This is a genomic window from Streptomyces sp. R41 (assembly GCF_041053055.1).
Lineage (GTDB): Bacteria > Actinomycetota > Actinomycetes > Streptomycetales > Streptomycetaceae > Streptomyces.
Genome location: NZ_CP163443.1, coordinates 2,532,982 through 2,555,913 on the forward strand (window position 1 = coordinate 2,532,982; position 22,932 = coordinate 2,555,913).

The following is a 22,932-nucleotide window of genomic DNA, read 5'->3' on the forward strand; positions in this document are numbered from 1 at the left end:
GAGAGTGAGTGCAGCAGGTGCCTGAAGGCGGACAGCCGGCTTTGACGGAGCTCTGGCGGCAGAGATGGCCCGACTGCCCCCCCGGTTGGGTACAAGCTTCGTGACCCGTATCGAGATGTCTGGGTCCGCTTTCACAGCCTGCCGGAGTCAAAGCGGTACGCAGTGGACGAGAGCGAGCACGCCGTCGTTCTGGAGCGTTTCAACACCGTCCTCGACGAGTTGTTCGCTGGCACAGAGGTGTACGTGATCACTCCCTTCTGGGCGACCGAACCCGAGGTCCCGCTGCTCGAACCAGACGCAGGCTATTGGCAGAGCCTGCTGGTGGAGGACGATCCAGAGCCAGAGTTCCGCACGTACTGTCACCTCTTCGCCGCCCAGTTGCCTTGGCAACGCGGCTGCATCGACAAGCTGCTCCGAGACACTGCCGACGACAAGGTGGCAGGGGTCCTCGTCACCGACAGCCTGATGCAGCGCATCTACCACCCCTACGACGGTGGCGCCGACGTCTTCCTCACCACGCCCGAGGAACGGGACCGAATACGCGATCGGCATACCGACTGGCTCTCCAGCCATCCGTCAGGTCTCTGACCGGCAGTTCACCCCGCCCACCCACGCTGCACTGTCGTTGAGCGCTGCAACCATGGCGGCCGGGGCGCTGCCGCTCCCCTACTTCCCTTGCTGTTAATCCAAGCTGCTCTCCTCAGTCGGCCCCTTGAGGGCCGCACTGCACTGGAGGCTAAATAGATAAGAAAGGATGCGAACGTTTCCGCAGGTCAAAGCCTATGCCGATGCATGCCAGACGTGCTCTGGCTACACGCCTGGCGTGTAGTCACCGGTCCTGATGCAGACGGCAGGGGGCTGGCGCACCCTTGCCCTTCTGGTCTGGAACAGGTAAGGCGGAAGCAAGAGGCAGGCGGCCCCGGACCGGGGCGACACAAGGCCCAGCGCCTTGGCGCGGGCTACCGCGTTACGCGTGCTCTGTTCGGACAGCGGTTTGCCGTCCTTGCCCAGCAGTACGGCCAACCGGCCGGGACCGAAGCCTGCGTGTCCGTGCCGGTCGGCCCATCCGATGGAAACGCGGTAGGTGAGCGGGTGTCAGGGGTCTTGCGTCAAGCGCAGGAACTCGTGCTGGGAGACAGCGCCCCACGGGCGGTCATGGCCGAAGCTGATAGCCACCGGGAGTGGCTCCTTCCTGTGAGGCGCACACGGGTGCGCCAGTGACCCCCGCCGGATGGCGGGACATGTGCCTCCCTTTCTTCGCGGGGATGGACCGGCCATGGCTGGCACGGTCTCTTCACAGGTGACGCCCAAGGCTTTGTGCTTGGACTCGGTCTCGTGCAGTCGGGAGCGACGGCGGCGACCTGGCCGAGTGACCTTACACGAAGGAGGGGGCCCCGTTAGGGAGCCCTCCCGTGTGGTGCAGCCCTGTTCAGCCATCCGACTATGTACCCCTTCGCTGCTCGTCGTTGTGCACAGTGACCGAGATCCTGGCGGTGCGGACGAACGCACCAAGGGGTCATCCACCCACCTCTCCGGCCCGGGTCGGCGCACGTCGACAATCACCCGACCGGCCAGGAACGCGTCACGCGCCACGCTCGCGAGCGGTCACGCGTCTTCGGACCCAACTCCGCGCCGACCCACCGGCGAGCCGCGAGCAAGGCGCACAGCGGCTCAGGCTCCGGCGGACGGCTTGGCTCTCGGGCTCAGTCGGTACGCCGAGACCGTTGGATCACCGGCGAGGTAGAAGCGGTGCTGCCAGTCATGGGCTTTGCTCACGCCTACCCGAGGACCGACCCGGATGAGTGCGGCGGGTACCGGCTCACCCTCGGACAGCGCGACCGAGGCGCCTGTCAGCAGGTCTGTGCCGTTGTGCTCTGCCGTGATGCCGAGCGCTTGGCAGAAGTTCCCCGGACCCCGCGCGAGACGTGGACTCTCAACCTTTCCCCCTCGCCGCTCGCGGGCCAGGTCTTCCCCTTCGATGACCCTGCCTGCCCGGATGAGGACAGCTGTAGCGATGCCGTCTGCCCCGGTGACGACGTTTGCGCACCAGTGGAGTCCGTGAGACCGGTAGACGTACAGGTGTCCCGCACGTCCGAACATGACGGCATTTCGGGGTGTCCTGCCTCGGTACGCGTGGGAGGCGGGGTCGGCCGAACCGGAGTACGCCTCGGTCTCCGTGATCGTGATGCTCACGGTTCCCTCAGGTGTCTCGTGGGTGAGGATGGCACCGAGCAGCTTGGGGGCGACTTCTTCAGCGGGGTGAGCAAGATCCATGACGTTCATGCTGACCGCCTTGACATGCCGTAGGTGAAGTAGACGTACACGTGGCCTGGCGGACCGAACATCACGTCCTTGCGGGCTGTGGGGCCGCGATAGGCGTGGGAGCCGGGGTCGTTCGGGCCGTCGTACGCCTCGACCTCTGTGATGCGGAGTTCGATCGGACCGTCCGGGGTGGTGCGTACGAGGATGCGCCCCAGGAGGTCGGGGGCGACGTCCAGTACGGGGCGGTCGAAGAACTCGCGTGTGAGGGGCGTACGGTCAGGGGCCGCGATCATGGCGTCCGAGCGTAGTCCACCAGTCCGGCGTAGTACTGAGTAGTCCGGACGGATGCTTGTCGATGGGGTGGCCAGGGGTCCTCTCTCTTGGAAGGGTGAGGGCGTGGAACCGGCCGCGGTCGGATCGCGTTTGTAGGGATCAAGGAATACAGACGGACACGGCAGATGGAACAGGCGTTGCCTGGGGAGGAAGTGACATGGGGTTCAAGCGGCTGCTTGCGAGCCTGGGGGCCGGTGGGGCTTCGGTCGAGACGGTGCTGACGGAGGTCAACACCGTTCCGGGCGGCGTCGTCCAGGGTGAGGTGCGGATCCAGGGCGGGTCGGTGAATCAGGCGATCGAGGGTCTGTCGGTCGGTCTGCAGGCCAAGGTCGAGGTCGAGGGCCACGACGACCAGGAGTACAAGCAGGACATCGAGTTCACCAAGCTGCGGCTCGGTGGGGCCTTCGAGCTCCAGGCGGGCGCGGTGCACGCGGTGCCGTTCGGTCTGGAGATCCCCTGGGAGACGCCGATCACCATGATCGACCGGCAGAGCCTGCGCGGGATGCACATCGGTGTGACGACGGAGCTGGAGATCGCGCGCGCCTTGGACTCCGGTGACCTGGACCCGATCAATGTGCATCCGCTGCCGGCGCAGAAGGCGCTCCTGGACGCCTTCATCCAGCTGGGCTTCCGCTTCAAGAACGCGGACATGGAGCGCGGCCACATCCGGGGTACGCGGCAGAAGCTGCCGTTCTACCAGGAGATCGAGTTCTTCCCGCCGTCGCAGTACCGCGGACTGAACCAGGTGGAGCTGAGCTTCGTCGCGGACGACCGTGCGATGGACGTCGTCCTGGAGATGGACAAGAAGCCGGGCCTCTTCTCTGAGGGCAGCGACTCGTACCGGTCCTTCCAGGTGGGTCTGCACGACTACCAGGGCACGGACTGGGCCGCGTACCTGAATCAGTGGCTGTCGGAAGTCGGTAGCAAGCGCAGCTGGTTCTAGGCTGAAGACGCAGTCAGTCGGCCGAATCGGAGGTTGAGACGTGACCGAGGCGAAGAGAGCCCCGCTTCCCCATGACTTCCATCCGCCGGTGCCGTCGTTCACGGTGGTGAGCGACGACATCGCGCCGGGTGCGGTACTTGCGGACGCCCAGGTGTACTCGGCGGGCAATACGTCGCCGCATCTGCGCTGGGAGGGCTTCCCGGCCGGCACGAAGAGCTTCGCCGTGACGTGCTTCGATCCGGATGCTCCGACGGGCAGCGGGTTCTGGCACTGGGTGCTCTTCGACATCCCGGCGTCGGTGACGGAACTGCCCCCGGGCGCGGGCAGCGGCAAGTTCGAGGGGCTCCCCGAGGGCGCCGTGCACGTCCGCAACGACTACGGGTCGAAGGACTTCGGCGGGGCGGCGCCGCCGCCCGGGGACGGACCGCACCGGTACGTCTTGACGGTGTATGCCGTCGACAGCGAGAAGCTGGGGCCGGACTCCGAGGTGTCGCCCGCCGTCGTGGGCTTCAACCTGCGGTTCCACACACTGGCGCGTGCCCAGTTGATCGGCGAGTACGAGAATCGGTCGGCAAGCTGAGCCAGCCAAGCGTTCACTGAACGTTTGCCCGCCTCTGGTCTTGGAAGTGATCAGAGGCGGGCATTTTTTATTGCGTTGTCCATCTCGGCGCGCCCGGCCAGAGTTGATCCAAGCCCGTCCGCCAGGGGGTGGGCCGGTGCACACGGGAGGTGGGCTGGATGCGGGACACGCTGGTACTGAACGCGAGCTTTGAGCCGCTGTCGACGGTGACGTTGAACCGAGCCGTCGTTCTGGTGCTGCAGGACAAGGCGGTCGTGGAGCAGGCCCACCCCGAACTCCGTATGCGCGGAGCGGCGCTCGACATACCCGTGCCCCGGGTGATCAGGCTCTGCCGCTATGTCCGGGTGCCGTTCCGAAGACAAGCGCCGTGGTCGCGGCGCGGTGTGCTGGTACGTGACCGGCACAGGTGCGCGTACTGCGGTCGGCGCGCCACGACCGTGGACCACGTGGTGCCGCGGGCGCAGGGCGGCCGGGACTCCTGGCTGAACACGGTCGCCTCGTGCGCGCAGGACAACCACCGCAAGGCGGACCGTACACCGGAGCAGGCGGGTATGCCGCTGCTGCGGCAGCCCTTCGAGCCGACGCCCGCGGACGCGATGCTGCTGGCGCTCGGCCAGGACGACTTCGACGCGCTGCCGGAGTGGCTGGGACAGCCCGCGGCCTAGCTCGTACGACGATGGGGCCCACCTCCCGTGAGAGGTGGGCCCCATCGTCGTACACGGTCAGTCGGTGACGGACGGCTTCTCGCGGCGCTCTGTGCCGCCGTTGCCCGAACCGCCGCCCATGGGGCCGAAGTTGCCCATGGCGCCGCTCAGCCCCTTGAGCGCGTCGCCGATCTCGCTGGGCACGATCCAGAGCTTGTTGGCGTCGCCCTCGGCGATCTTGGGGAGCATCTGGAGGTACTGGTAGGCGAGGAGCTTCTGGTCCGCATCGCCGGCGTGGATGGACTCGAAGACCGTACGGATGGCCTGGGCCTCGCCCTCGGCGCGCAGGGCGGCCGCCTTGGCCTCACCTTCGGCGCGCAGGATCGCGGACTGCTTCTCACCTTCGGCGGTGAGGATCTGCGACTGGCGGATACCTTCGGCGGTGAGGATCGCGGCGCGCTTGTCACGGTCGGCGCGCATCTGCTTCTCCATCGAGTCCTGGATGGAGGTGGGCGGCTCGATCGCCTTGAGCTCGACGCGGTTGACGCGGATGCCCCACTTGCCGGTGGCCTCGTCGAGGACGCCGCGCAGGGCCGCGTTGATCTCCTCGCGGGAGGTCAGGGTTCGCTCCAGGTCCATGCCGCCGATGATGTTGCGCAGCGTGGTGACGGTGAGCTGCTCGATCGCCTGGATGTAGCTGGCCACTTCGTACGTGGCCGCGCGGGCGTCGGTCACCTGGTAGTAGATGACCGTGTCGATGTTGACGACCAGGTTGTCCTGGGTGATCACCGGCTGCGGCGGGAACGGCACGACCTGTTCGCGCAGGTCGATGCGGTTGCGGATGGAGTCGATGAACGGGACGACGATGTTCAGGCCGGCGTTCAGGGTGCGCGTGTAGCGGCCGAAGCGCTCGACGATGGCGGCGCTGGCCTGTGGGATGACCTGGATGGTCTTGATCAGGGCGATGAAGACCAACACCACCAGAATGATCAGGACGATGATGATCGGTTCCATCGTTGCTCCCCGTACCCTTCTCCGCTCGGTAACTCCGGAAGATCTTATGGTTGTTGAAGATCTTGCTGGACGAGTCTGACAGACCGTCGTCTGCCACGTGGGGCGTTCGGTTCACTTGCGTCGTACGAGGTCACATGACGATCGCCGTGGCCCCGTCGATGTCGACGACGTCCACTTCTTGGCCTACCTCGTAGGCCTGTCCGGCGTCGAGGGCACGTGCCGACCAGATCTCTCCGCCGAGTTTGATCCGGCCACCGCCCGAACCGTCCACCCGCTCCAGGACGATGGCCTGCTTGCCCTTCAACGCCTCCACGCCTGTGGCGAGTTGGGGCCGCTGGGCGCGGTGCCGGGCAGCGATGGGCCGTACGACGGCGATGAGGGCTACCGAGACGACGGCGAAGACGAGTACTTGGAGGACGACACCACCGCCGAGCCCCGCAGAGACCGCGGCGGCGACAGCGCCCACGGCGAGCATGCCGAACTCCGGCATCGCGGTCACGACGAGCGGGATGCCGAGCCCGGCCGCCGCAACGAGCCACCACACCCACGCGTTGATGTCGTTCACATGGTCATGGTAGGACCGCGCTGCTCTGGCGGACAGGGCGCGCGATCAACTGGGACACGCCCGGTCCGCAGATCGGGTGCGGGCGCTCCGGAGTTCAATCGGGTCCGGGCTCTGCGGTGTTCAGGCCATCGGCAGACCCTGCGCGGTCCAGCGCTCGCCGATCTGCTCGACGACGAGCGGGAGGCCGAAGCAGAGGGAGAGGTTGCGCGAGGTGAGTTCGAGCTCCAGCGGGCCGGCGGCGAGCACCTTGCCCTGACGAATCATCAGGACATGGGTGAAGCCGGGGGCGATCTCCTCGACGTGGTGCGTGACCATAATCATGGAGGGTGCAATCGGGTCGCGGGCGAGGCGGCCGAGGCGACGGACGAGGTCCTCGCGGCCGCCGAGGTCGAGGCCCGCGGCGGGCTCGTCGAGCAGGAGCAGCTCGGGGTCGGTCATCAGGGCGCGGGCGATCAGGGTCCGCTTGCGCTCGCCCTCGGAGAGCGTGCCGAACTTGCGGTCCAGGTACTCGCTCATGCCGAGGCGGTCAAGGAAGGCGCGGGCGCGCTGCTCGTCGACGTCCTCGTAGTCCTCGTGCCAGCCGGCGGTCATGCCGTACGCGGCGGTGAGCACGGTCTGCAGGACGGTCTGGCGCTTGGGAAGCTTCTCGGCCATGGCGATGCCGGCGACGCCGATGCGCGGGCGCAGCTCGAAGACGTCGACCTTGCCGAGCGTCTCGCCGAGGATGGTGGCGGTGCCCTGGCTGGGGAAGAGGTAGCTGGAGGCGACGTTCAGAAGGGTCGTTTTTCCGGCGCCGTTCGGGCCGAGGATGACCCAGCGCTCCCCCTCCTTGACCGACCAGGAGACCTGGTCCACCAGAGCCCGGCCCTCGCGGACCACGGATACGTCCTCCAGCTCCAGTACATCGCTCATGAGCGCGTTGTCTCCCATTGCAGTCTCGGCCGTCGCTTACGTCTGTGGACGCAGCCCCCAGGGAAAACCTACGCCACCGGTCGGTCGCTCCATTCCATCGGTCGGTCCTTAGGGTGGGGGGATGCTCTCGGAACCACGCTCTGGACGGCTGGCCGCATGGGGAAATGCCCTTTTGGCCGGACTTATTTCACCGGATGACGCGGTGCTCGCCATCGTCGGCGAGGACGCGGTGCACCGGGTCGAGGGGCTGCCGGGCGAGTCGGGGCCCGTGGGGCTCACGCTCGCCCTCGGCCGGCTGCGCACGCTCGGGGTGACCGGGCTGCGGGTCGCGCTGCCCGCGCCGGGGCATCCGCTCGGGCTGAGCGGCCCGCCGGACTTCAACGCGCGCGCCCTCGATGCCGAGGAGGCCGTCGTCTGCCATGGCGCTGCGCTGGGGCTGGTGCCGGAGGTGTACGAGGCGGGGCCTGATGGCGATGTGCACGTGGAGGTCGTCTGGCACTGTCTGCCGGTACGGCAGGCGCCGCCTGCCGATGTGCCGTCGCTCGGGGAGGCCGAGCGGGAGCTGGCGGAGGCGCTGCGCGAGGCGACGGAGGTGTTGTCGCGGCTGGATGTGGCGGGGTCGGGGCCGGTTGCCGAGGCTGCGATCGATGCGTATCGGGCTCGGGCGGAGCGGGGGCGGGAGGTTCTTGCTCCCGGGTATCCGCCGCGGGCGGTGCGGGTGCTGGAGCTTGCTCAGCGGGTGGGGCTGCTGATCTCGGTCGCGTACGAGAACGGGCACGGTGGGGCGATGAGTGCCTCGGAGATCGCGGCACGGGCGGAGGCCTTGCGGCCGGTGGAGCGGACGGCTCGGCGGGCGCAGGTGGCCGCGTACAACGCGTTTGTGGAGGAGCGGGAGCGGGGGGTTCGCTGAGCGGGGGTGCCTGTTGCCCCGAGTGGGGGCTGAACTCGGGGTGGGTGCGCGTACCGGCGCTTGAGGGTGCCGCTCTCTCTGGGACGGGTACCACCCTGGCGGCACGATTGCCCACAGCTGAGACGGGCGGGCCGGCCGCTTCCAGCACGCATGCCCGCAGCGCGGGCAACGTGGAAAGACCCCGCGAGGCGTCTTCCTTCGCGGGGCACCTACAGCTGCGGGTCAGTCGCTTACGACCTTGTTGCCGAAGGCCAGGTTCAGGCCGACGATGAGGCGACAACCTGACCGGCCTCCCAAGGGATCCCTGGAAGGCCGGTGGTCATGATGGTTCCGCTACGGAACTCAGCGGTTGACGCCGAGGTTGCCGAAGGCCGGGTTCAGAACGCCGATGACGTTCACGCTGTTGCCGACCGCGTTCACGGGGACGTGCACCGGGGCCTGGATGAGGTTGCCCGAGACGACGCCCGGGGAGCCCTCGGCGTTGCCGCTCGCGCACGCACCGTCGGTGGCGGAGGCCATACCGGCACCGGCGGCGACCAGGCCGCCGGCCACCATCGCGACAGCAGTGGCCTTCTTCAGGTTCTTCACTTCGAAACCCCTCCTTGCGATCACTGCGGCAAGTCGCCGCAGCACGCATTGGAGAACGGGTGAGATCCACAGAGGATGCGCCATCCGGGGGACATACACCCGACGGTATGAATCTCATCCCGGAGTGGAACCCTCCGAATTGCCGCGCGCCGACCGGTCCCCAGGAGCGCTGCGGAGCGCGCATCCGCCGCGTATCAGCTGGTGATCAGCCCGCCACCCCATGCCGTACGGCCCAGAGCGCGGCCTGGGTCCGGTCGGCGAGGTCGAGTTTCATCAGGATGTTCGAGACATGCGTCTTGACGGTCTTCTCGGAGAGGACGAGGGCGCGGGCGATTTCGCGGTTGGAGCGGCCGTCCGCGATGAGACCGAGCACCTCGCGCTCCCGCTCGGTGAGGGAACCGCCTCTCCCCTGGCCCGAGTTGGCCTCCTCCTGGGACAGCAGCGCGCCCGCGACCTCGGGCTGCAGCAGGATGTGCCCGGCGTGCACGGAGCGGATGGCGCCGGCCAGGGCGTCCGGGTCCACGTCCTTGTACACATACCCGGCGGCGCCCGCGCGCAGGGCCGGGACGACCGTGCGCTGCTCGGTGAAGCTGGTGACGATCAGCACGCGCGCGGGGTTGGCGAGTTCGCGGAGCTTGCGCAGCGCATCGATGCCGTCCATGCCCGGCATCTTGACGTCCATGAGGACGACGTCGGGCTTCAACTCCTCGGCGCGGGCGACTCCTTCGGCGCCGTCGGACGCCTCTCCCACGACCTCGATGTCGTCCTGAACTTCGAGGAAGGTGCGCAGGCCCCGGCGGACCACTTGGTGGTCGTCGACGAGCAGCACCTTGATTGCGTCAGCCACCAGGGACCTCCATCTCGATCGTGGTGCCCTTGTCGGGCGCCGATTCCACGGTGAGTGTGCCGCCGACTCCGCTCGCCCGGTCGCGCATCGACACAAGCCCGAGATGGCGGCCCGCGCTGCGTATCGCGGTGGGTTCGAAGCCGCTGCCGTCGTCGGTGACGCGCAGCACGGCGCCCGGTCCGCGCTTTTCCAGGGTCACGTCGACCTGGGCGGCGCCGGAGTGCCGCAGCGCGTTGTGCAGGGCCTCCTGGGCAACGCGCAGCATGGCCTCCTCCTGGGCGGCGGGCAGCGCCCGTACCCCACGGCCGGCGAAGGTGACGCGCGCGGAGTGGGCGCGGTCGAGGACCTGTATGTGGGTGCGCAGGGTGGCGACCAGGCCGTCCTCGTCGAGCGCGGCGGGGCGCAACTCGACGACGGCGGCGCGCAGTTCGTCGGCGGCCTCCGCCGCGAGCACGGCCACCTGCTGGAGTTCGCCCTTGGCGCGCGACGGGTCGCGGTCGACGAGGGCGGCGGCGGCCTGCGCGGTCAGGCGCAGGGAGAACAGCTTCTGGCTGACCGCGTCGTGGAGCTCATGGGCGAGCCTGGAGCGCTCTTCGGCGATGGTGAGCTCACGGCTGCGCTCGTACAGGCGGGCATTCGTCAGGGCGATCGCGGCGTGCTGGGCGAGGATCGTGAGCAGTTCCTCGTCGTCCTCGGTGAAGCCGCAACTGCCTTCCTCTTTGGGGCAGTTCTTGTTCGCGAGGAACAGTGCGCCGATGATCTCGTCGCCGTCGCGGATCGGCAGGCCCAGGAAGTCGGACATGTCGGGGTGAGCCGAGGGCCAGCCTTCGAAGCGGGGGTCCTTGCGCACGTCGGCCAGGCGCTCGGGGCGGGCCTCGTGCAGCATCGCGGCGAGGATGCCGTGCTGGCGCGGGAGCGGGCCGATGGCCTTCCACTGGGCGTCACTGACGCCGTCGACGACGAACTGGGCGAAGCCGCCGTGGTCGTCGGGCACGCCGAGGGCCGCGTACTGCGCGTCGAGCAGCTCTCGGGCCGAGGCGACGATCGTCTTGAGGACGTCGCGTACTTCGAGATGCCTGCTCATGGCCAGTAGCGCGGAACTCACCGCGTACAGGCCCGACCGGGGTACTTGGCTCATGACCCCAAAGTACCGGCGGGGTGTGACAACGCGTATCGGACCTGTGATGGCGGTCGCCTGGGCCGGGAGGACTAGGACGAAGGGCCCTGGATCATTGCGGCCCGCGCACGAGGCGGTGGCGCGGCCGGGTTCCTACGTTGAAGACACCCGCCGGCAGCGGCGGTCACGGGACGAGGGGACGGATGTCATGCCGGTAGCGATCATCACGGGGGCTTCGAAGGGGCTGGGGCGGGCGCTCGGTGCGGCCCTGGCGGAGCGCGGCTGGGATCTGGTGCTCGACGCCAGAACCGCCGGAGTACTGGAGGACACGGCGGTGGCACTGTCCGGGTACGGGACGCGCGTGGAGGCGCTCCCAGGGGATGTCATGGACGCCGGGCACCGCGCCGAGCTGGTCGCGGCGGCCCGGAAGCTCGGTGGTGTCGACCTTCTGGTGAACAACGCGAGCGCGCTGGGCGCCGAGCCGCTGGTGCGTCTGGAGGAGCTGCCCCTGGACGGGCTGCGGCAGGCCCTCGAGGTGAACGTGGTCGCCGCTCTGGGCCTGATCCAGGAGGCGCTGCCGCTGCTGCGGGCCGCGAAGGCGGGCACGGTCATCGACATCAGCTCGGACGCCGCCGCCGAGGCGTACGAGACGTGGGGCGGCTACGGGGCGTCGAAGGCGGCCCTCGACCACCTCTCCGCGGTCCTCGGCGAGGAGGAGCCAGGCCTGCGGGTCTGGGCGGTCGACCCCGGGGACATGGGCACGGACCTGTACGCGGCGGCCGTACCGGACGACGACGATCCACGGCCGACGCCGGACAGTGTGGTTCCGGCATTTCTGCGGCTGCTCGACGAGCGGCCGGTCAGTGGTCGTTACGGCGCCCCGGCCCTGCTGGAGGAGCGATGACGACCGCGACGGGTGTCCCCCCGCTCGACGAGCGGGGTTCAGAGTGGAGGGTTCCGGAGGAGCTGTCGGCGCGGGTGCCGGCCGAGCAGCGGGGGCCCGGGCTCGACCGGGACTCGGTACGGCTGCTGGTTTCGCGTGGCACCGAGGTGTCGCATCACGAGTTCGTGGAGCTGCCCCTGCAGCTGAAGGCGGGAGATCTGCTCGTCGTCAACACCTCCACCACCCTGGCGGCCGCCATCGACGCAAGCGTCGGGCACGCGCGCGTGGTGGTGCATTTCTCCACGCTCGGCGACGACGGGCGGTGGGCGGTCGAGCTGCGGGATCCCGACGGAAGGGGAACCACGCGTGCGCGTGCGGGCGGGCCCGCGGGGACAGAGGTGCGCCTCCCCGGGGACGTACGACTCGTACTGGAGGAGCCGCTGGCCGCGCGGAGCCCACGGTTGTGGTGGGGGCGGGTGTCGGACGCGGACGTCCTGGGGCTGCTGCGGCGGCACGGGCGGCCCATTCGCTACTCCTATACACAGAGGGATCAGCCGCTGTCCGTGTACCAGACGGTGTTCGCGCTGCCGTCCGCCGACGGCACGGGCAGCGCGGAGATGCCGAGTGCGGCGCGCCCCTTCACCGCGCGCATGGTGGCGGAGCTGGTGAGCCGGGGTGTGCAGTTCGCGCCGATCACGCTGCACACGGGAGTCGCGTCGGCTCAGGCCCATGAGCCGCCGTATCCGGAGCGGTACGAGGTGCCTCAGGCGTCGGCGCGGCTGATCAACGCGGCGAGGGCCGGTGACGGGCGGATCATCGCGGTCGGTACGACGGCGGTACGCGCCGTCGAGTCCGCTACGGGCCCCGACGGGGTGGTCCGGGCGGCGCAGGGCTGGACCGACCTCGTGGTGACCCCGGAGCGCGGGGTGCGGGTCGTCGACGGGCTGCTGACCGGGCTGCACGAGCCGGAGGCCTCGCATCTGCTGATGCTGGAGGCGATCGCGGGACGGGCGGCGATCGACCGCGGCTACGACGAGGCGCTGCGCGAGTTCTACCTCTGGCACGAGTTCGGGGACGTGCACCTCATCCTTCCGGAAGAGGGTCCTCACTCTGAGCATTGCTCCAGCAACTGCTGGTGAGATTGATACACGACCGATGTGAGCCCGCACATAGGGGGCACATCACATACGAAGGGACATAGGAGATAAAGGTAGCCCGCATGAGCGGGGCAGACGTGACAGTCTGCCCCGTTTTGCCCTTTCTAGGTCCACTACCCGGCTTCGTACGTCACACCTTTGCCACAGGATTTTGCGACCGCTAAGAATTGCCTCCGTCGCTCAGCGCCGCGAGGTTCCGCCCCACGGCGCTTGTTCCGGAAACACTCTGTCCCCCACCGGACCGAGAGCGACCTCCGCGCTATTCGAACGAGGTCCATCAGTGATGCGCAAGAACATCAACACTCCTGGTCATAGTCCGAAGCTGAGCAAGGCTCACAAGCTTTCCGTCGCGGGTGTCGCCACCCTCGGTGCCGCCGCTCTCGCCTTCTCCCTGGTCCCGGGCAACTCCCAGACCACCACGACCGACGCCGTCTCCACGGCCCAGGTCGCCTACAGCGAGCAGCCGATCAAGGACGTGAAGGCCCGCATCACGGACCAGCTGGCCGGCGCCGATCTGAAGGCCCAGGCCGTCGCGGCGAAGAAGAAGGCCGCTGACGACGCCGCTGCCGCCGCGAAGAAGAAGGCGGCCGACGCCGCCGCCGCGAAGAAGGCTGCCGCCGCCGCGAAGAAGGCCGCCGCCGAGGCCGCCGCGAAGAAGAAGGCCGAGGAGGACCGCGCCAAGGTGCAGGCCGCGAGCCGCTCCGCGCAGCGCCCCACGGTCCAGACCGTCGCCCTGAAGAGCTACACCAACAACCTCGACGGCTGGATCCGCCAGTCCCTCGACATCATGGCGAAGCACGGCATCCCGGGTTCGTACAACGGCCTGTACCGCAACATCATGCGCGAGTCCTCGGGCAACCCGAACGCCATCAACAACTGGGACATCAACGCCATCAACGGCATCCCGTCGAAGGGCCTGCTCCAGGTCATCCCGCCGACGTTCAACGCGTACCACGTGCCCGGCACCTCGTGGAACATCTACGACCCGGTCGCCAACATCACGGCCGCTGCCAACTACGCGGCCGACAAGTACGGCTCGATGGACAACGTCAACAGCGCGTACTGAGGCCGAGCGCGGAGCTCCGACACGTACGCGGAAGGGCGGCACCCCAGCTGGGGTGCCGCCCTTCCGCCATGGCTGAGCGATTACTTCCGCATGACCTCGGGCTCGTGGCGGCGCAGGAAGCGGGCCACGAAGAAGCCGCAGAGTACGCCGAGGACGATCAGGGCGACCATGTCCAGGGTCCAGGCCCCGGCCGTGTGGTCCCACAGCGGATCCGTGCTGCTCGGGTCGTCCTGGTTCGGGAAGATGTTGTTGAAGTCCAGCGTGGTACCGGAGGCGGCGACCGCCCAGCGGGCCGGCATCAGGTACGAGAACTGGTTGACGCCAGGTGTGCCGTTCAGGATGAACAGGCAGCCGGTGAAGACGACCTGGACGATCGCGAACATGACCAGCAGCGGCATGGTCTTCTCGGCGGTCTTCACCAGCGAGGAGATGACCAGGCCGAACATCATCGACGCGAAGCCGAGGACCATGATCGGGATGGTGAGCTCGACCTTGGGCAGGCTGGTCAGGATCAGACCCTCGTCCGGGACCGTGCGGCTGCCGAAGCCGATGGCGCCGACCAGGGCACCCTGCAGCAGGGTGACCACACCGAGGACGATCACCTTGGACATCAGATACGCGGACCGGGACAGGCCCGTCGCGCGCTCCCGCTCGTAGATCACCCGTTCCTTGATCAGCTCACGGACCGAGTTGGCGGCGCCCGCGAAGCACGCGCCGACCGCGAGGATCAGGAGCACCGTCGTGGCCGTGCCGTTCGCGACGTGTACGCCGGCCTGCGTCACTTGCTTGTTGACCAGGAGCGTCTTGTCCGAGTCGATGAGCAGGCTCACCGAGCCCAGCACCGCCGGCAGGATCACCGTCAGCGCCAGGAAGCCCTTGTCGGAGGCGATCACCGAGACATAGCGGCGGATCAGGGTCATCAGCTGGGAGCCCCAGCTCTGCGGCTTGGGCGGCTTCATCGCCTGCGGCGGCGGCATCTGCGTCGACTGCGGGGCGACCGCGTCGATGTCCGCGGCGTACATCTGGTAGTGCTGCGAGCCCTTCCAGCGGCCCGCCCAGTCGTAGTCGCGGTAGTTCTCGAAGGCGGAGAAGACGTCGGCCCAGGTCTCGTAGCCGAAGAAGTTCAGCGCCTCCTCCGGAGGGCCGAAGTAGGCGACGGAGCCGCCGGGCGCCATCACCAGGAGCTTGTCGCAGATCGCCAGCTCGGCCACGGAGTGCGTGACGACGAGGACCGTACGGCCGTCGTCGGCGAGGCCGCGCAGCAGCTGCATGACGTCGCGGTCCATGCCCGGGTCGAGGCCGGACGTCGGCTCGTCCAGGAAGATCAGCGACGGCTTGGTGAGCAGCTCCAGGGCCACGGAGACGCGCTTGCGCTGGCCACCGGAGAGGGAGGTGACCTTCTTCTCCTTGTGGATGTCCAGCTTCAGCTCGCGCAGCACCTCGTCTATGCGGGCTTCGCGCTCCTCGCCCGTGGTGTCCGCGGGGAAGCGCAGCTTGGCCGCGTACTTGAGGGCCTTCTTGACGGTCAGTTCCTTGTGCAGGATGTCGTCCTGCGGGACCAGACCGATGCGCTGGCGCAGCTCGGCGAACTGCTTGTACAGGTTCCGGTTGTCGTAGAGGACGTCACCCTGGTTGGCGGGGCGGTAGCCCGTGAGCGCCTTCAGGAGTGTCGACTTGCCGGAACCGGACGGGCCGATGACCGCGATGAGCGACTTCTCGGGCACGCCGAAGGAGACGTCCTTGAGGATCTGCTTGCCGCCGTCGACCGTGACGGTCAGATGGCGGGCCGAGAAGGAGACCTCACCGGTGTCGACGAACTCCTCGAGGCGGTCGCCGACCAGACGGAACGTCGAGTGGCCGACGCCGACGATGTCGTTCGGGCCGAGCAGCGCCGAGCCGCCCTTGGCGATCGGCATACCGTTGACGTACGTGCCGTTGTGCGAGCCGAGGTCGCGGATCTCGAAGCGGCCGTCGGGTGTCGCGTGGAACTCGGCGTGGTGGCGCGAGACCTGGAGGTCGGAGACGACCAGCTCGTTCTCCAGCGCACGGCCGATGCGCATCACGCGGCCCAGTGAGAACTGGTGGAACGTGGTGGGGCTGCGGTCGCCGTAGACCGGCGGCGCCCCCGCGCCACCACCGGGTCCCTGCTGCGGCGGGATCTTCGCCGCCTGTTGCGGCTGCTGCCAGCCCTGCTCCGGCGCCTGCTGCTGCGGCGCCTGTTGGGCCCAGCCGGGGCTCGCGCCCTGCGCCGCGTACGGCTGCTGCTGGGGCTGTGCGACCGAGGCCGCGGCGCCGGACAGGTTCAGGCGCGGTCCGTCGGTCGCGTTGCCGAGGTGCACGGCCGAGCCGGGGCCGATCTCCATCTGGTGGATCCGCTGCCCCTGCACGAACGTGCCGTTGGTGCTGCCGTGGTCCTCGATGACCCAACTGCGGCCGCCCCAGCTGATCGTGGCGTGACGCCAGGAGACCCTGGCGTCGTCGAGCACGATGTCTCCCTGCGGATCACGTCCGAGGGTGTATGGCCTGGACGCATCGAGCGTCCAGGTCCGTCCATTCAATTCCAGTACGAGTTCCGGCACTCCATGCCCCACTGAGTTGTCCCCCGAGTTACCCCCATCACAGGGAGTCTAGGGATGTCGAACATCGTGGGGAACTATTTCAGTAGGAGCCCCCTGACCGAAAGTCGGGCCTTGTGAAGGATGCGTACGGGCGGGTTGCCCGTTTCCGTTGACGGGGTTGAAACCGGACCGGAGAGTGGTAATCCCACGCGAGGGGGACATCCGCGGTGGATCGCCGCGGCGCGGATCGGGGGGTCTGACGATGAGTATCGAGACCGCGGACCACGGCGGGAGTGTCAGGAGTGTGCCCTGGGGGGACGTACTGCTGTCCGCGATCGCCTCTGTGAGCTGGGCGTTGATCGGAATGGCGGGCACGGCCGCGCTCGGGCTGCATCTGCTCGGGGCCGACTCGGCGGGCTCGCTCGGGCCGATGACCGCGGCGGTGGTGGCACTTGGGGCCAATGGTGCGGTCAAGCCGTCCGGCGATGTGTCGGCCTTCGGCCTGAAAGGAGCGGAGGCGCACACGGCCATTCAGATCACGCCACTGGGTGTGGGGCTGGTCGGCGCGCTTCTGATGTCCTGGTTCTTCTTACGGTCCCTGCGCGGGGCGGGAGTTGTGATCGCGCCCTCCGAACTCCTCGCGCGGGCGGGCGCGGTGGTTCTTCTCTTCGTGGCGACGCTGGGCGGGCTCGCCTGGGCCGGTCACGACGTCATCACGATCGACGGGAGCAAGCTCGGACTCGACAAGGTCACGGGCGGCGGCGGGCTCGGTGACATCACGGACAAGCTCCCCGGCGGGCTCGGAGACCTCGGCGGGCTGCTGCCCGACAAGATCGGCGATCTTGTGAACGCCAAGGCCGCCGTGGGGTTCACGGTCGACACCGCGCCCACGCTGCTCGGCGGCGCGGCCTGGGCCGCCGGCATCCTGGTGATCGCCCTGCTGGCCTCCCGGCGTACGCCGCTGCCGCGCGGCTGGGAGGCCGTGCACCGGGTGGTGCGCCCCGCCGCCTCCGCGCTCGTCACCGTGTTGCTGGTGGCGGTCCTGGCCGGGCTCGCGGCGGCTGCGTACGCGGCGATCGGCGACGCCCATCCCAAGCGGATCGCGGGCGCGGCCCTGCTCGGCGCGCCCAACGGTGTGTGGCTCGGCATCCCCATCGGCCTCTTCGTCCCTTGGGACGGAAAGGCCACCGGCGAGCTCGCCAAGCTGCTCCCCGACCCCCTGGACAAGTTGCTGAGCGTCAACTCCGACCAGCCCGTCACGCTGGGCCGGCTCGCGGAACTCGACGGACGCGTGTGGCTGTTGGGGGTCGCGACCGCGGTCATGATGCTGTTCGCGGGTGTCCTGGCCGCCTCGCGTACGCCTTTTGTACGGGTGCCGGGTGCCGCCGTCGCGGGAGCCGCGGGTGCCACAGATGTACGGGGCGGGGGTGCCCTCGGCTTCGCGGGGCGCTGCGCTCTTCGGCTGGGGGTCGTGACGGCGCTGGCACTGCCGCTGCTCGCGTGGCTGACGGACGTGTCGGCGGACGCCTCGCTGTCGGTGCTGGGCTTCGACGCGTTCGGTGCCGGGATCGTGTTGCACGGGCACCTTGGCATGGCGCTGCTGCTCGGCGCCGCGTGGGGGGCGGGCGCCGGGGCGGCGGGGGCGCTGCTGGCTTACGCGAGCGGGGCCGCGGGGCGGCGGGCGGCGCCACTGGCTCTGGGTGACGCGGGGGGCTCGGTGCCCGCGACCGAGTACTCCGTGCTCGCCGGGGAGTCCGGACCGTACAGGCCCCAGGCCTCGTACCGTCCGCCGAATCCCGACACCAATCCGTATCTGCGCCTGCCCGACGAGCTGCGGGAGCCGGAGGACGGACGGCCGCCAGGAGGTGTGCGGCCGCCGGGGGCTTCGCGGCCGCGCGACGACGTGTACGGCGCGCCGACGGTGGTGGGGCCGATCGGGCCTCAGCCCAAGCGGCGGCAACGGGCGCGGCCGCAGGAGGGGCCGCCGCCTCCGCCGCCCCCGGACGAGGGGTCACCGCCGCCGCCGCGGGGGCCTCGGGGACGGGGCTGAGGCGTTCGCCCGCCGGTCGGCGGGACTGAGGCGTTCGCCTGCCGGTCGGTGGGGGTCGGGGCGTTCGCCTGCCGGTCGGTGGGGGTCGGGGCCGTGCCGGTACATCCGCCCGTCGCCGGTGGATCAGACGTTGGGTTGTGGGGAGCCGTTTCCAGATCCGGGCGTAAGCGACGGGCATTCGATGTACCGGCACGGCCCCTTCCGTGCGTTCGCGGCTGCGGGTGCGTCGAGCTTGCGGCACGGGCCCTTCCGTGCGTTTGCGGCTGCGGGTGCGTGGGGTCTGCGGCACGGGCCCTTCCGTGCGTTTGCGGCTGCGGGTGGGTGGGGCCTGCGGCACGGGCCCTTTCGTACGTCGACGGACGCGGGGGCGCTTTTTCAGCCCGTCCGGCGTTTGAGGACGAGGCCGTTCAGGCCGATGCGGGGGTCTGGGGGCGGCAGCCCCCAGGGACGGGACGGGTAGGGGCGGAGGGGGCGAAAAACCCGGGGCTGCGGACCGTCGGGCAGCGCCACCCGTCGGCGTACGGTGGCGGCGAAGGCGGGCGTCACCCAGAGTTCACTGTCCGCAAGGCGGACCGCGCGGGCGTAGGGCACTGGGTGCCGGATACGGTGGGAGGCACCATGAGCGCTTCGCAGACCTCTGACGTCCCCACTCTCCTCGTCAAGATCTTCGGCAAGGACCGGCCCGGCATCACGGCCGGACTCTTCGACACCCTCGCCGCCTACTCCGTCGACGTGGTCGACATCGAGCAGGTCGTCACCCGTGGCCGGATCGTGCTGTGCGCGCTCGTGACCGAGCCGCCCGCCGGGTTGGAGGGTGATCTGCGGGCCACCGTCCACAGCTGGGCGGAGTCGATGAAGATGCAGGCGGAGATCATCTCCGGCCTGGGCGACAACCGGCCGCGGGGACTCGGACGTTCGCTCGTCACCGTGCTCGGCCACCCGCTCACCGCGGAGTCGACAGCGGCGATCGCCGCGCGGATCACGAAGACCGGCGGCAACATCGACCGTATCTTCCGGCTCGCCAAGTACCCGGTGACGGCGGTCGAGTTCGCCGTGTCCGGTACGGGGACCGAGGCGCTGCGCACCGCGCTGGTGACCGAGGCCTCGGCACTCGGTGTCGACATCGCGGTGGTCGCGGCGGGGCTGCACCGGCGGGCCCAGCGTCTCGTGGTGATGGATGTGGACTCGACGCTCATCCAGGACGAGGTGATCGAGCTCTTCGCCGCGCACGCCGGCTGCGAGGCCGAGGTCGCCGAGGTGACGGCGGCCGCGATGCGCGGGGACCTGGACTTCGAGCAGTCGCTGCACGCGCGCGTGGCGCTCCTGAAGGGGCTGGACGCCTCGGTGGTGAACAAGGTGCGCGCGGAGGTGCGGCTCACGCCGGGGGCGCGCACGCTGATCCGTACGCTGAAGCGTCTCGGCTTCCAAGTCGGTGTCGTCTCGGGCGGGTTCACTCAGGTCACCGATGACCTCAAGGAGCGGCTCGGGCTCGACTTCGCGCAGGCCAACACGCTGGAGATCGTCGACGGGAAGCTGACCGGCAGAGTCACCGGCGAGATCGTGGACCGCGCGGGCAAGGCGCGGCTGCTGCGCCGCTTCGCCGCCGAGGCGGGTGTGCCGCTCGCCCAGACCGTGGCGATCGGCGACGGCGCCAATGACCTCGACATGCTCAACGCGGCCGGCCTCGGCGTCGCGTTCAACGCCAAGCCGGTCGTGCGCCAGGCCGCGCACACCGCGGTGAACTTCCCCTTCCTGGACACGGTCCTGTATCTGCTGGGCGTCACCCGCGAAGAGGTCGAGGCGGCGGACATGCACCTGGGCGACCACTGAGCGCACATACGCAGATGGGGCCCGGCACCGCCTCGGTGCCGGGCCCCAATGCGTAGACGTGGGTTACTCGGTCGGCGCCCAGTAGTCGATCATCGTGGCCACTCCGGGCTCCAGGGACTTCCAGGAGCCGTCGAAGGAGAGCACCGCGAAGGCGGCGGTGGGGAATCCTCGGCTGTTCATCCGGGTGCGGGTGTCGCCCTCGGCCTGGCCGGCCAGGATCTCGGCGAGGCCGTGCACGCCCGGGTTGTGGCCGATCAGGACCACGTTCTGCGCGTCGTCGGGGGTTTCGTTGAGCACGGTGATCAGCTCGCCGGGGGAGGCTTCGTAGAGCCGCTCCTCATAGACCGTTTTCGGCCGGTGCGGGAGCTCATGGACGGCGAGCTTCCAGGTCTCGCGGGTCCGGGTCGCGGTGGAGCAGAGGGCCAGATCGACGGGGATGCCGGTGTCGGCCAGCTTGCGTCCGGCGACGGCGGCGTCCGTGCGGCCCCGGTCGGCGAGCGGCCGCTCGTGGTCGGACATCTGTGGCCAGTCGGCTTTCGCATGCCGGAAGAGAACAATCCTGCGGGGTTCTGCGACGCTCATGCGTCCCAGCTTCGCATGAAACAGGCCATGTGGCGCAGGGAGTTGACGCGCTCCCCCGGCAGGGGTGACGAGGCGGTCCGGCACGGCCGGACGAGGCTGGTCAGGGCCCCTGGTGCAGCACCGTGTGCTGGACGTGCTCGAAGACCTGGGTGATCGCCGCGTCGCCGCCCGCCGCGTGCGCGTCCACCGGGTTGAGTATCAGGAGCAGAAGGGTGACGAAGGCCAGCGTCGGCAGCGCGAGGGCCCACCAGGGCAGCCGGATGTCGACGCGGCCCGACGTCGCCGGGTATGGCCGGGTGTACGTACGGGCCGACATGACGCCTCCGTGGCTTCGAGTGCTCCGTGGTCCGCGTCCTCGCGGCCACATCTCGAAACTACGGAATCCGCAGCCCTCAACCCATCCGGTGATCCACCCACTTGACCCTGACACTCACCCCCTAGGGGATGGGGGGTTAGCCCCACCATCGGTGGCGGGCGGGCACCTCAGGGCGAGGCGATCGTCGCGATGATGCCGATGATCACGGTGATGGCGAGGAACGTGCCGAAGACGAGCAGCATCTTCTTCTGGCCGTTCTGGGGGTTCGGTTCGAGCACGGGCATACAGCCAGTCTCGCACCCTTCGTCCGCCCCCTCAGGGGTGGGGTCGGCGTGCGGCCTCGTCCTCCACCGTGCGGTTGCGGCCCGCCAGGATGCCCACCCCGATCTGCGGGACCATGAGCCCGGCCATGAGCGCGAGCGGCAGGCCCCAGCCGCCGCTGTGCTGGTAGAGCACGCCCACCAGCAGGGGGCCCGGGATCGAGAGCAGATAGCCGGTGCTCTGGGCGAACGCCGAGAGCTTGGCGACGCCCGCGCCGGTCCTGGCCCGCATGCCGACCATGGTGAGGGCCAGCGGGAAGGCGCAATTGGAGACGCCGAGCAGCAGGGCCCAGGCCCAGGCGCCGCCCGCCGGGGCGAAGTAGAGGCCCGCGTATCCGGCGAGTCCGCAGGCGCCGAGCGCGACCACGATCGGCCCCTGGTGGGGCAGCCGCGTGGCGAGGCGCGGGATGACGAAGGCCAGCGGCACGCCCATCACCATCGTGACCGCGAGAAGCAGTCCCGCGGTGCCTGCTGCGACGCCCGCGTCGCGGAAGATCTGCGCCATCCAGCCCATCGTGATGTACGCGGCGGTGGCCTGGAGCCCGAAGAAGACGGCGAGCGCCCAGGCGGTACGACTGCGGGTGATGCGCAGCCCGTCGGGCTCCTGTCGAGCGGGCGTACCGGTGCCGGTCTCGGCGCGCCGATCGGCGACACCGGTCTCGCCATCGGTACGCCGATCGGCGGTACCCCGCGCCGATTCGGCACCCCGCGCGCGTACGAGCAGAATCCACGGCACGACGGCCGCCGCCGCGAGCCCCGCCCACACCGCGAGCCCGGACTTCCAACTGCCGCCCAAGGCGTCGGTCATGGGCACGGTCACCGCGGCGGCGGCCGAGGTGCCGAGTGCGAGGGCCATCGAGTACAGGCCGGTCATGGAGCCGACCCGGTCCGGGAACCAGCGCTTGACGATCACCGGCATCAGGACGTTGCTGACGGCGATGCCCATGAGGGCGAGGGCGCTGGCGGCCAGGAAGCCGGCCGTGTTCCCGGCATACGGCCGGATGGCCAGGCCCGCCGTGATGGCGACCATGCCCGCGCAGACGACCACGCCGGGGCCGAAGCGACGGGCGAGCCGCGGCGCCATGACGCCGAAGACGGCGAAGCAGAGCGGCGGTACGGAGGTGAGCAGTCCGGCGACGCTGCCGCTCATGCCGAGCCCGTCGCGCACCTCTTCGAGGAGGGCGCCGAGGCTGGTGATGGCCGGGCGCAGATTGAGTGCGGTGAGGACGATGCCGACGACCACGAGCCGCGTCGTCCACGCGCGCGTGGACGACGACGGGGACTCCACGCTCTCGGCGGAGCTGCGTATCGGTGTGGACGTCATCGTCCGGGTCTCCTCGCCAGTCATGTCGCCCATCATAGAATCATGGGATGATTGGCTGTCCAATCCCCTTGCGTTAATCTCCGGAGCCTCCGGCCCCGCGCGACCGACCACCCCGGGCCGCCCGTACGAAG

The 22,932-nt window shown here is 69.4% G+C and carries 22 protein-coding genes and 1 pseudogene; 10 read left to right on the top strand and 13 right to left on the bottom strand.

The window, feature by feature from the left end; translation table 11 throughout:
- Window positions 1-162 precede the first annotated feature (162 nt).
- Complete coding sequence (locus AB5J53_RS11920; protein WP_369245597.1) at window positions 163-588, top strand: hypothetical protein; 426 nt, start codon at window positions 163-165, stop codon at window positions 586-588.
- 1,083 nt (window positions 589-1,671) lie between these two features.
- On the opposite strand, the gene AB5J53_RS11925 is transcribed toward AB5J53_RS11920, so the two are convergent.
- Together AB5J53_RS11925 and AB5J53_RS11930 are read right to left on the bottom strand one after the other, a co-directional pair.
- Window positions 1,672-2,283, bottom strand: a complete 612-nt coding sequence (locus AB5J53_RS11925; RefSeq protein ID WP_220294613.1) for a DNA-3-methyladenine glycosylase — start codon at window positions 2,281-2,283, stop codon at window positions 1,672-1,674.
- 14 nt (window positions 2,284-2,297) lie between these two features.
- A pseudogene (locus tag AB5J53_RS11930) lies at window positions 2,298-2,555 on the bottom strand (DNA-3-methyladenine glycosylase); the annotation flags it as partial.
- Between the two features lie 197 nt (window positions 2,556-2,752).
- On the opposite strand from AB5J53_RS11930, the gene AB5J53_RS11935 reads away from it, so the two are divergent.
- The 3 genes from AB5J53_RS11935 to AB5J53_RS11945 all read left to right on the top strand — a co-directional run bounded on the left by AB5J53_RS11935 (window position 2,753) and on the right by AB5J53_RS11945 (window position 4,783).
- The gene (locus AB5J53_RS11935; protein ID WP_369245598.1) at window positions 2,753-3,538 is read left to right on the top strand and encodes a sporulation protein; all 786 of its coding nucleotides are present in this window, start codon (window positions 2,753-2,755) and stop codon (window positions 3,536-3,538) included.
- A 40-nt stretch (window positions 3,539-3,578) separates the two neighbouring features.
- Entirely contained in the window at window positions 3,579-4,118 is a 540-nt protein-coding gene (locus AB5J53_RS11940) for a YbhB/YbcL family Raf kinase inhibitor-like protein (RefSeq protein ID WP_369245599.1), read from the top strand.
- Window positions 4,119-4,276: 158 nt separating this feature from the next.
- Entirely contained in the window at window positions 4,277-4,783 is a 507-nt protein-coding gene (locus tag AB5J53_RS11945; RefSeq protein WP_369245600.1) for an HNH endonuclease, read from the top strand.
- 57 nt (window positions 4,784-4,840) lie between these two features.
- Here AB5J53_RS11945 and AB5J53_RS11950 read toward each other — a convergent pair whose 3' ends face one another.
- The 3 genes from AB5J53_RS11950 to AB5J53_RS11960 form a co-directional block, all read right to left on the bottom strand.
- Window positions 4,841-5,776, bottom strand: coding sequence for an SPFH domain-containing protein (locus AB5J53_RS11950; RefSeq protein ID WP_362517106.1), 936 nt, complete (start codon window positions 5,774-5,776; stop codon window positions 4,841-4,843).
- A 130-nt stretch (window positions 5,777-5,906) separates the two neighbouring features.
- Window positions 5,907-6,341, bottom strand: coding sequence for an NfeD family protein (locus tag AB5J53_RS11955; protein ID WP_369245601.1), 435 nt, complete (start codon window positions 6,339-6,341; stop codon window positions 5,907-5,909).
- Window positions 6,342-6,461: 120 nt separating this feature from the next.
- Window positions 6,462-7,253, bottom strand: a complete 792-nt coding sequence (locus tag AB5J53_RS11960; RefSeq protein WP_369245602.1) for an ABC transporter ATP-binding protein — start codon at window positions 7,251-7,253, stop codon at window positions 6,462-6,464.
- Between the two features lie 121 nt (window positions 7,254-7,374).
- Between AB5J53_RS11960 and AB5J53_RS11965 the strand changes: the two genes are divergently transcribed.
- Window positions 7,375-8,163 carry a hypothetical protein gene (locus tag AB5J53_RS11965; protein ID WP_369245603.1) on the top strand — a complete coding sequence of 263 codons (789 nt, stop codon included), beginning with the start codon at window positions 7,375-7,377 and terminating at the stop codon, window positions 8,161-8,163.
- Between the two features lie 342 nt (window positions 8,164-8,505).
- On the opposite strand, the gene chpE is transcribed toward AB5J53_RS11965, so the two are convergent.
- From chpE to AB5J53_RS11980, 3 genes are all read right to left on the bottom strand, one after another.
- Window positions 8,506-8,751, bottom strand: coding sequence for a chaplin ChpE (gene chpE, locus AB5J53_RS11970; RefSeq protein ID WP_369245604.1), 246 nt, complete (start codon window positions 8,749-8,751; stop codon window positions 8,506-8,508).
- Between the two features lie 205 nt (window positions 8,752-8,956).
- Entirely contained in the window at window positions 8,957-9,598 is a 642-nt protein-coding gene (locus AB5J53_RS11975; protein ID WP_189187395.1) for a response regulator transcription factor, read from the bottom strand.
- Window positions 9,591-10,736, bottom strand: a complete 1,146-nt coding sequence (locus tag AB5J53_RS11980; protein ID WP_369245605.1) for a GAF domain-containing sensor histidine kinase — start codon at window positions 10,734-10,736, stop codon at window positions 9,591-9,593. The genes AB5J53_RS11975 and AB5J53_RS11980 overlap by 8 nt, the downstream gene beginning before the upstream one ends.
- A gap of 187 nt (window positions 10,737-10,923) precedes the next feature.
- Here AB5J53_RS11980 and AB5J53_RS11985 point away from each other — a divergent pair, with 187 nt between their 5' ends.
- From AB5J53_RS11985 to AB5J53_RS11995, 3 genes are all read left to right on the top strand, one after another.
- A complete protein-coding gene (locus tag AB5J53_RS11985) occupies window positions 10,924-11,619 on the top strand; it encodes an SDR family NAD(P)-dependent oxidoreductase (RefSeq protein WP_369245606.1) in 696 nt (231 codons plus the stop codon).
- Window positions 11,616-12,737 carry an S-adenosylmethionine:tRNA ribosyltransferase-isomerase gene (locus AB5J53_RS11990; RefSeq protein WP_369245607.1) on the top strand — a complete coding sequence of 374 codons (1,122 nt, stop codon included), beginning with the start codon at window positions 11,616-11,618 and terminating at the stop codon, window positions 12,735-12,737. Before AB5J53_RS11985 ends, AB5J53_RS11990 begins: the two co-directional genes overlap by 4 nt.
- A 301-nt stretch (window positions 12,738-13,038) precedes the next feature.
- Window positions 13,039-13,821, top strand: coding sequence for a transglycosylase SLT domain-containing protein (locus tag AB5J53_RS11995; RefSeq protein WP_369245608.1), 783 nt, complete (start codon window positions 13,039-13,041; stop codon window positions 13,819-13,821).
- 80 nt (window positions 13,822-13,901) lie between these two features.
- Here the strand turns inward: AB5J53_RS11995 and AB5J53_RS12000 are convergent, their stop codons facing one another.
- Window positions 13,902-16,400 (bottom strand): FHA domain-containing protein, encoded by a 2,499-nt coding sequence (locus AB5J53_RS12000; RefSeq protein WP_369245609.1) that lies wholly within the window; start codon window positions 16,398-16,400, stop codon window positions 13,902-13,904.
- Between the two features lie 241 nt (window positions 16,401-16,641).
- Between AB5J53_RS12000 and AB5J53_RS12005 the strand changes: the two genes are divergently transcribed.
- Both AB5J53_RS12005 and serB read left to right on the top strand, forming a co-directional pair.
- Window positions 16,642-18,429, top strand: a complete 1,788-nt coding sequence (locus AB5J53_RS12005) for a streptophobe family protein (RefSeq protein WP_369245610.1) — start codon at window positions 16,642-16,644, stop codon at window positions 18,427-18,429.
- A 618-nt stretch (window positions 18,430-19,047) separates the two neighbouring features.
- Complete coding sequence (serB, locus tag AB5J53_RS12010; protein WP_369245611.1) at window positions 19,048-20,259, top strand: phosphoserine phosphatase SerB; 1,212 nt, start codon at window positions 19,048-19,050, stop codon at window positions 20,257-20,259.
- Window positions 20,260-20,322: 63 nt separating this feature from the next.
- Here the strand turns inward: serB and AB5J53_RS12015 are convergent, their stop codons facing one another.
- From AB5J53_RS12015 to AB5J53_RS12030, 4 genes are all read right to left on the bottom strand, one after another.
- Window positions 20,323-20,841 carry a histidine phosphatase family protein gene (locus AB5J53_RS12015; RefSeq protein ID WP_369245612.1) on the bottom strand — a complete coding sequence of 173 codons (519 nt, stop codon included), beginning with the start codon at window positions 20,839-20,841 and terminating at the stop codon, window positions 20,323-20,325.
- A 100-nt stretch (window positions 20,842-20,941) separates the two neighbouring features.
- Window positions 20,942-21,157 (bottom strand): hypothetical protein, encoded by a 216-nt coding sequence (locus AB5J53_RS12020; RefSeq protein ID WP_369245613.1) that lies wholly within the window; start codon window positions 21,155-21,157, stop codon window positions 20,942-20,944.
- Window positions 21,158-21,324: 167 nt separating this feature from the next.
- Window positions 21,325-21,441 (bottom strand): SGM_5486 family transporter-associated protein, encoded by a 117-nt coding sequence (locus tag AB5J53_RS12025; protein WP_369245614.1) that lies wholly within the window; start codon window positions 21,439-21,441, stop codon window positions 21,325-21,327.
- 31 nt (window positions 21,442-21,472) lie between these two features.
- The gene (locus AB5J53_RS12030) at window positions 21,473-22,837 is read right to left on the bottom strand and encodes a CynX/NimT family MFS transporter (RefSeq protein WP_369245615.1); all 1,365 of its coding nucleotides are present in this window, start codon (window positions 22,835-22,837) and stop codon (window positions 21,473-21,475) included.
- Between the last annotated feature and the right edge of the window lie 95 nt (window positions 22,838-22,932).

Excerpts from the sequence above, each read along its gene's own strand:
- AB5J53_RS11990 (WP_369245607.1), top strand. The coding sequence starts at position 11,616 with ATGACGACCGCGACGGGTGTCCCCCCGCTCGACGAGCGGGGTTCAGAG.
- AB5J53_RS12025 (WP_369245614.1), bottom strand. The coding sequence starts at position 21,441 with ATGCCCGTGCTCGAACCGAACCCCCAGAACGGCCAGAAGAAGATGCTG.
- AB5J53_RS11935 (WP_369245598.1), top strand. The coding sequence starts at position 2,753 with ATGGGGTTCAAGCGGCTGCTTGCGAGCCTGGGGGCCGGTGGGGCTTCG.
- AB5J53_RS11950 (WP_362517106.1), bottom strand. The coding sequence starts at position 5,776 with ATGGAACCGATCATCATCGTCCTGATCATTCTGGTGGTGTTGGTCTTC.
- AB5J53_RS12020 (WP_369245613.1), bottom strand. The coding sequence starts at position 21,157 with ATGTCGGCCCGTACGTACACCCGGCCATACCCGGCGACGTCGGGCCGC.
- AB5J53_RS11945 (WP_369245600.1), top strand. The coding sequence starts at position 4,277 with ATGCGGGACACGCTGGTACTGAACGCGAGCTTTGAGCCGCTGTCGACG.
- AB5J53_RS11965 (WP_369245603.1), top strand. The coding sequence starts at position 7,375 with ATGCTCTCGGAACCACGCTCTGGACGGCTGGCCGCATGGGGAAATGCC.
- AB5J53_RS12005 (WP_369245610.1), top strand. The coding sequence starts at position 16,642 with ATGAGTATCGAGACCGCGGACCACGGCGGGAGTGTCAGGAGTGTGCCC.
- AB5J53_RS12015 (WP_369245612.1), bottom strand. The coding sequence starts at position 20,841 with ATGAGCGTCGCAGAACCCCGCAGGATTGTTCTCTTCCGGCATGCGAAA.
- serB (WP_369245611.1), top strand. The coding sequence starts at position 19,048 with ATGAGCGCTTCGCAGACCTCTGACGTCCCCACTCTCCTCGTCAAGATC.
- AB5J53_RS11925 (WP_220294613.1), bottom strand. The coding sequence starts at position 2,283 with ATGAACGTCATGGATCTTGCTCACCCCGCTGAAGAAGTCGCCCCCAAG.
- AB5J53_RS11960 (WP_369245602.1), bottom strand. The coding sequence starts at position 7,253 with ATGAGCGATGTACTGGAGCTGGAGGACGTATCCGTGGTCCGCGAGGGC.
- AB5J53_RS11980 (WP_369245605.1), bottom strand. The coding sequence starts at position 10,736 with ATGAGCCAAGTACCCCGGTCGGGCCTGTACGCGGTGAGTTCCGCGCTA.
- AB5J53_RS12030 (WP_369245615.1), bottom strand. The coding sequence starts at position 22,837 with ATGATGGGCGACATGACTGGCGAGGAGACCCGGACGATGACGTCCACA.
- AB5J53_RS11995 (WP_369245608.1), top strand. The coding sequence starts at position 13,039 with ATGCGCAAGAACATCAACACTCCTGGTCATAGTCCGAAGCTGAGCAAG.
- AB5J53_RS11985 (WP_369245606.1), top strand. The coding sequence starts at position 10,924 with ATGCCGGTAGCGATCATCACGGGGGCTTCGAAGGGGCTGGGGCGGGCG.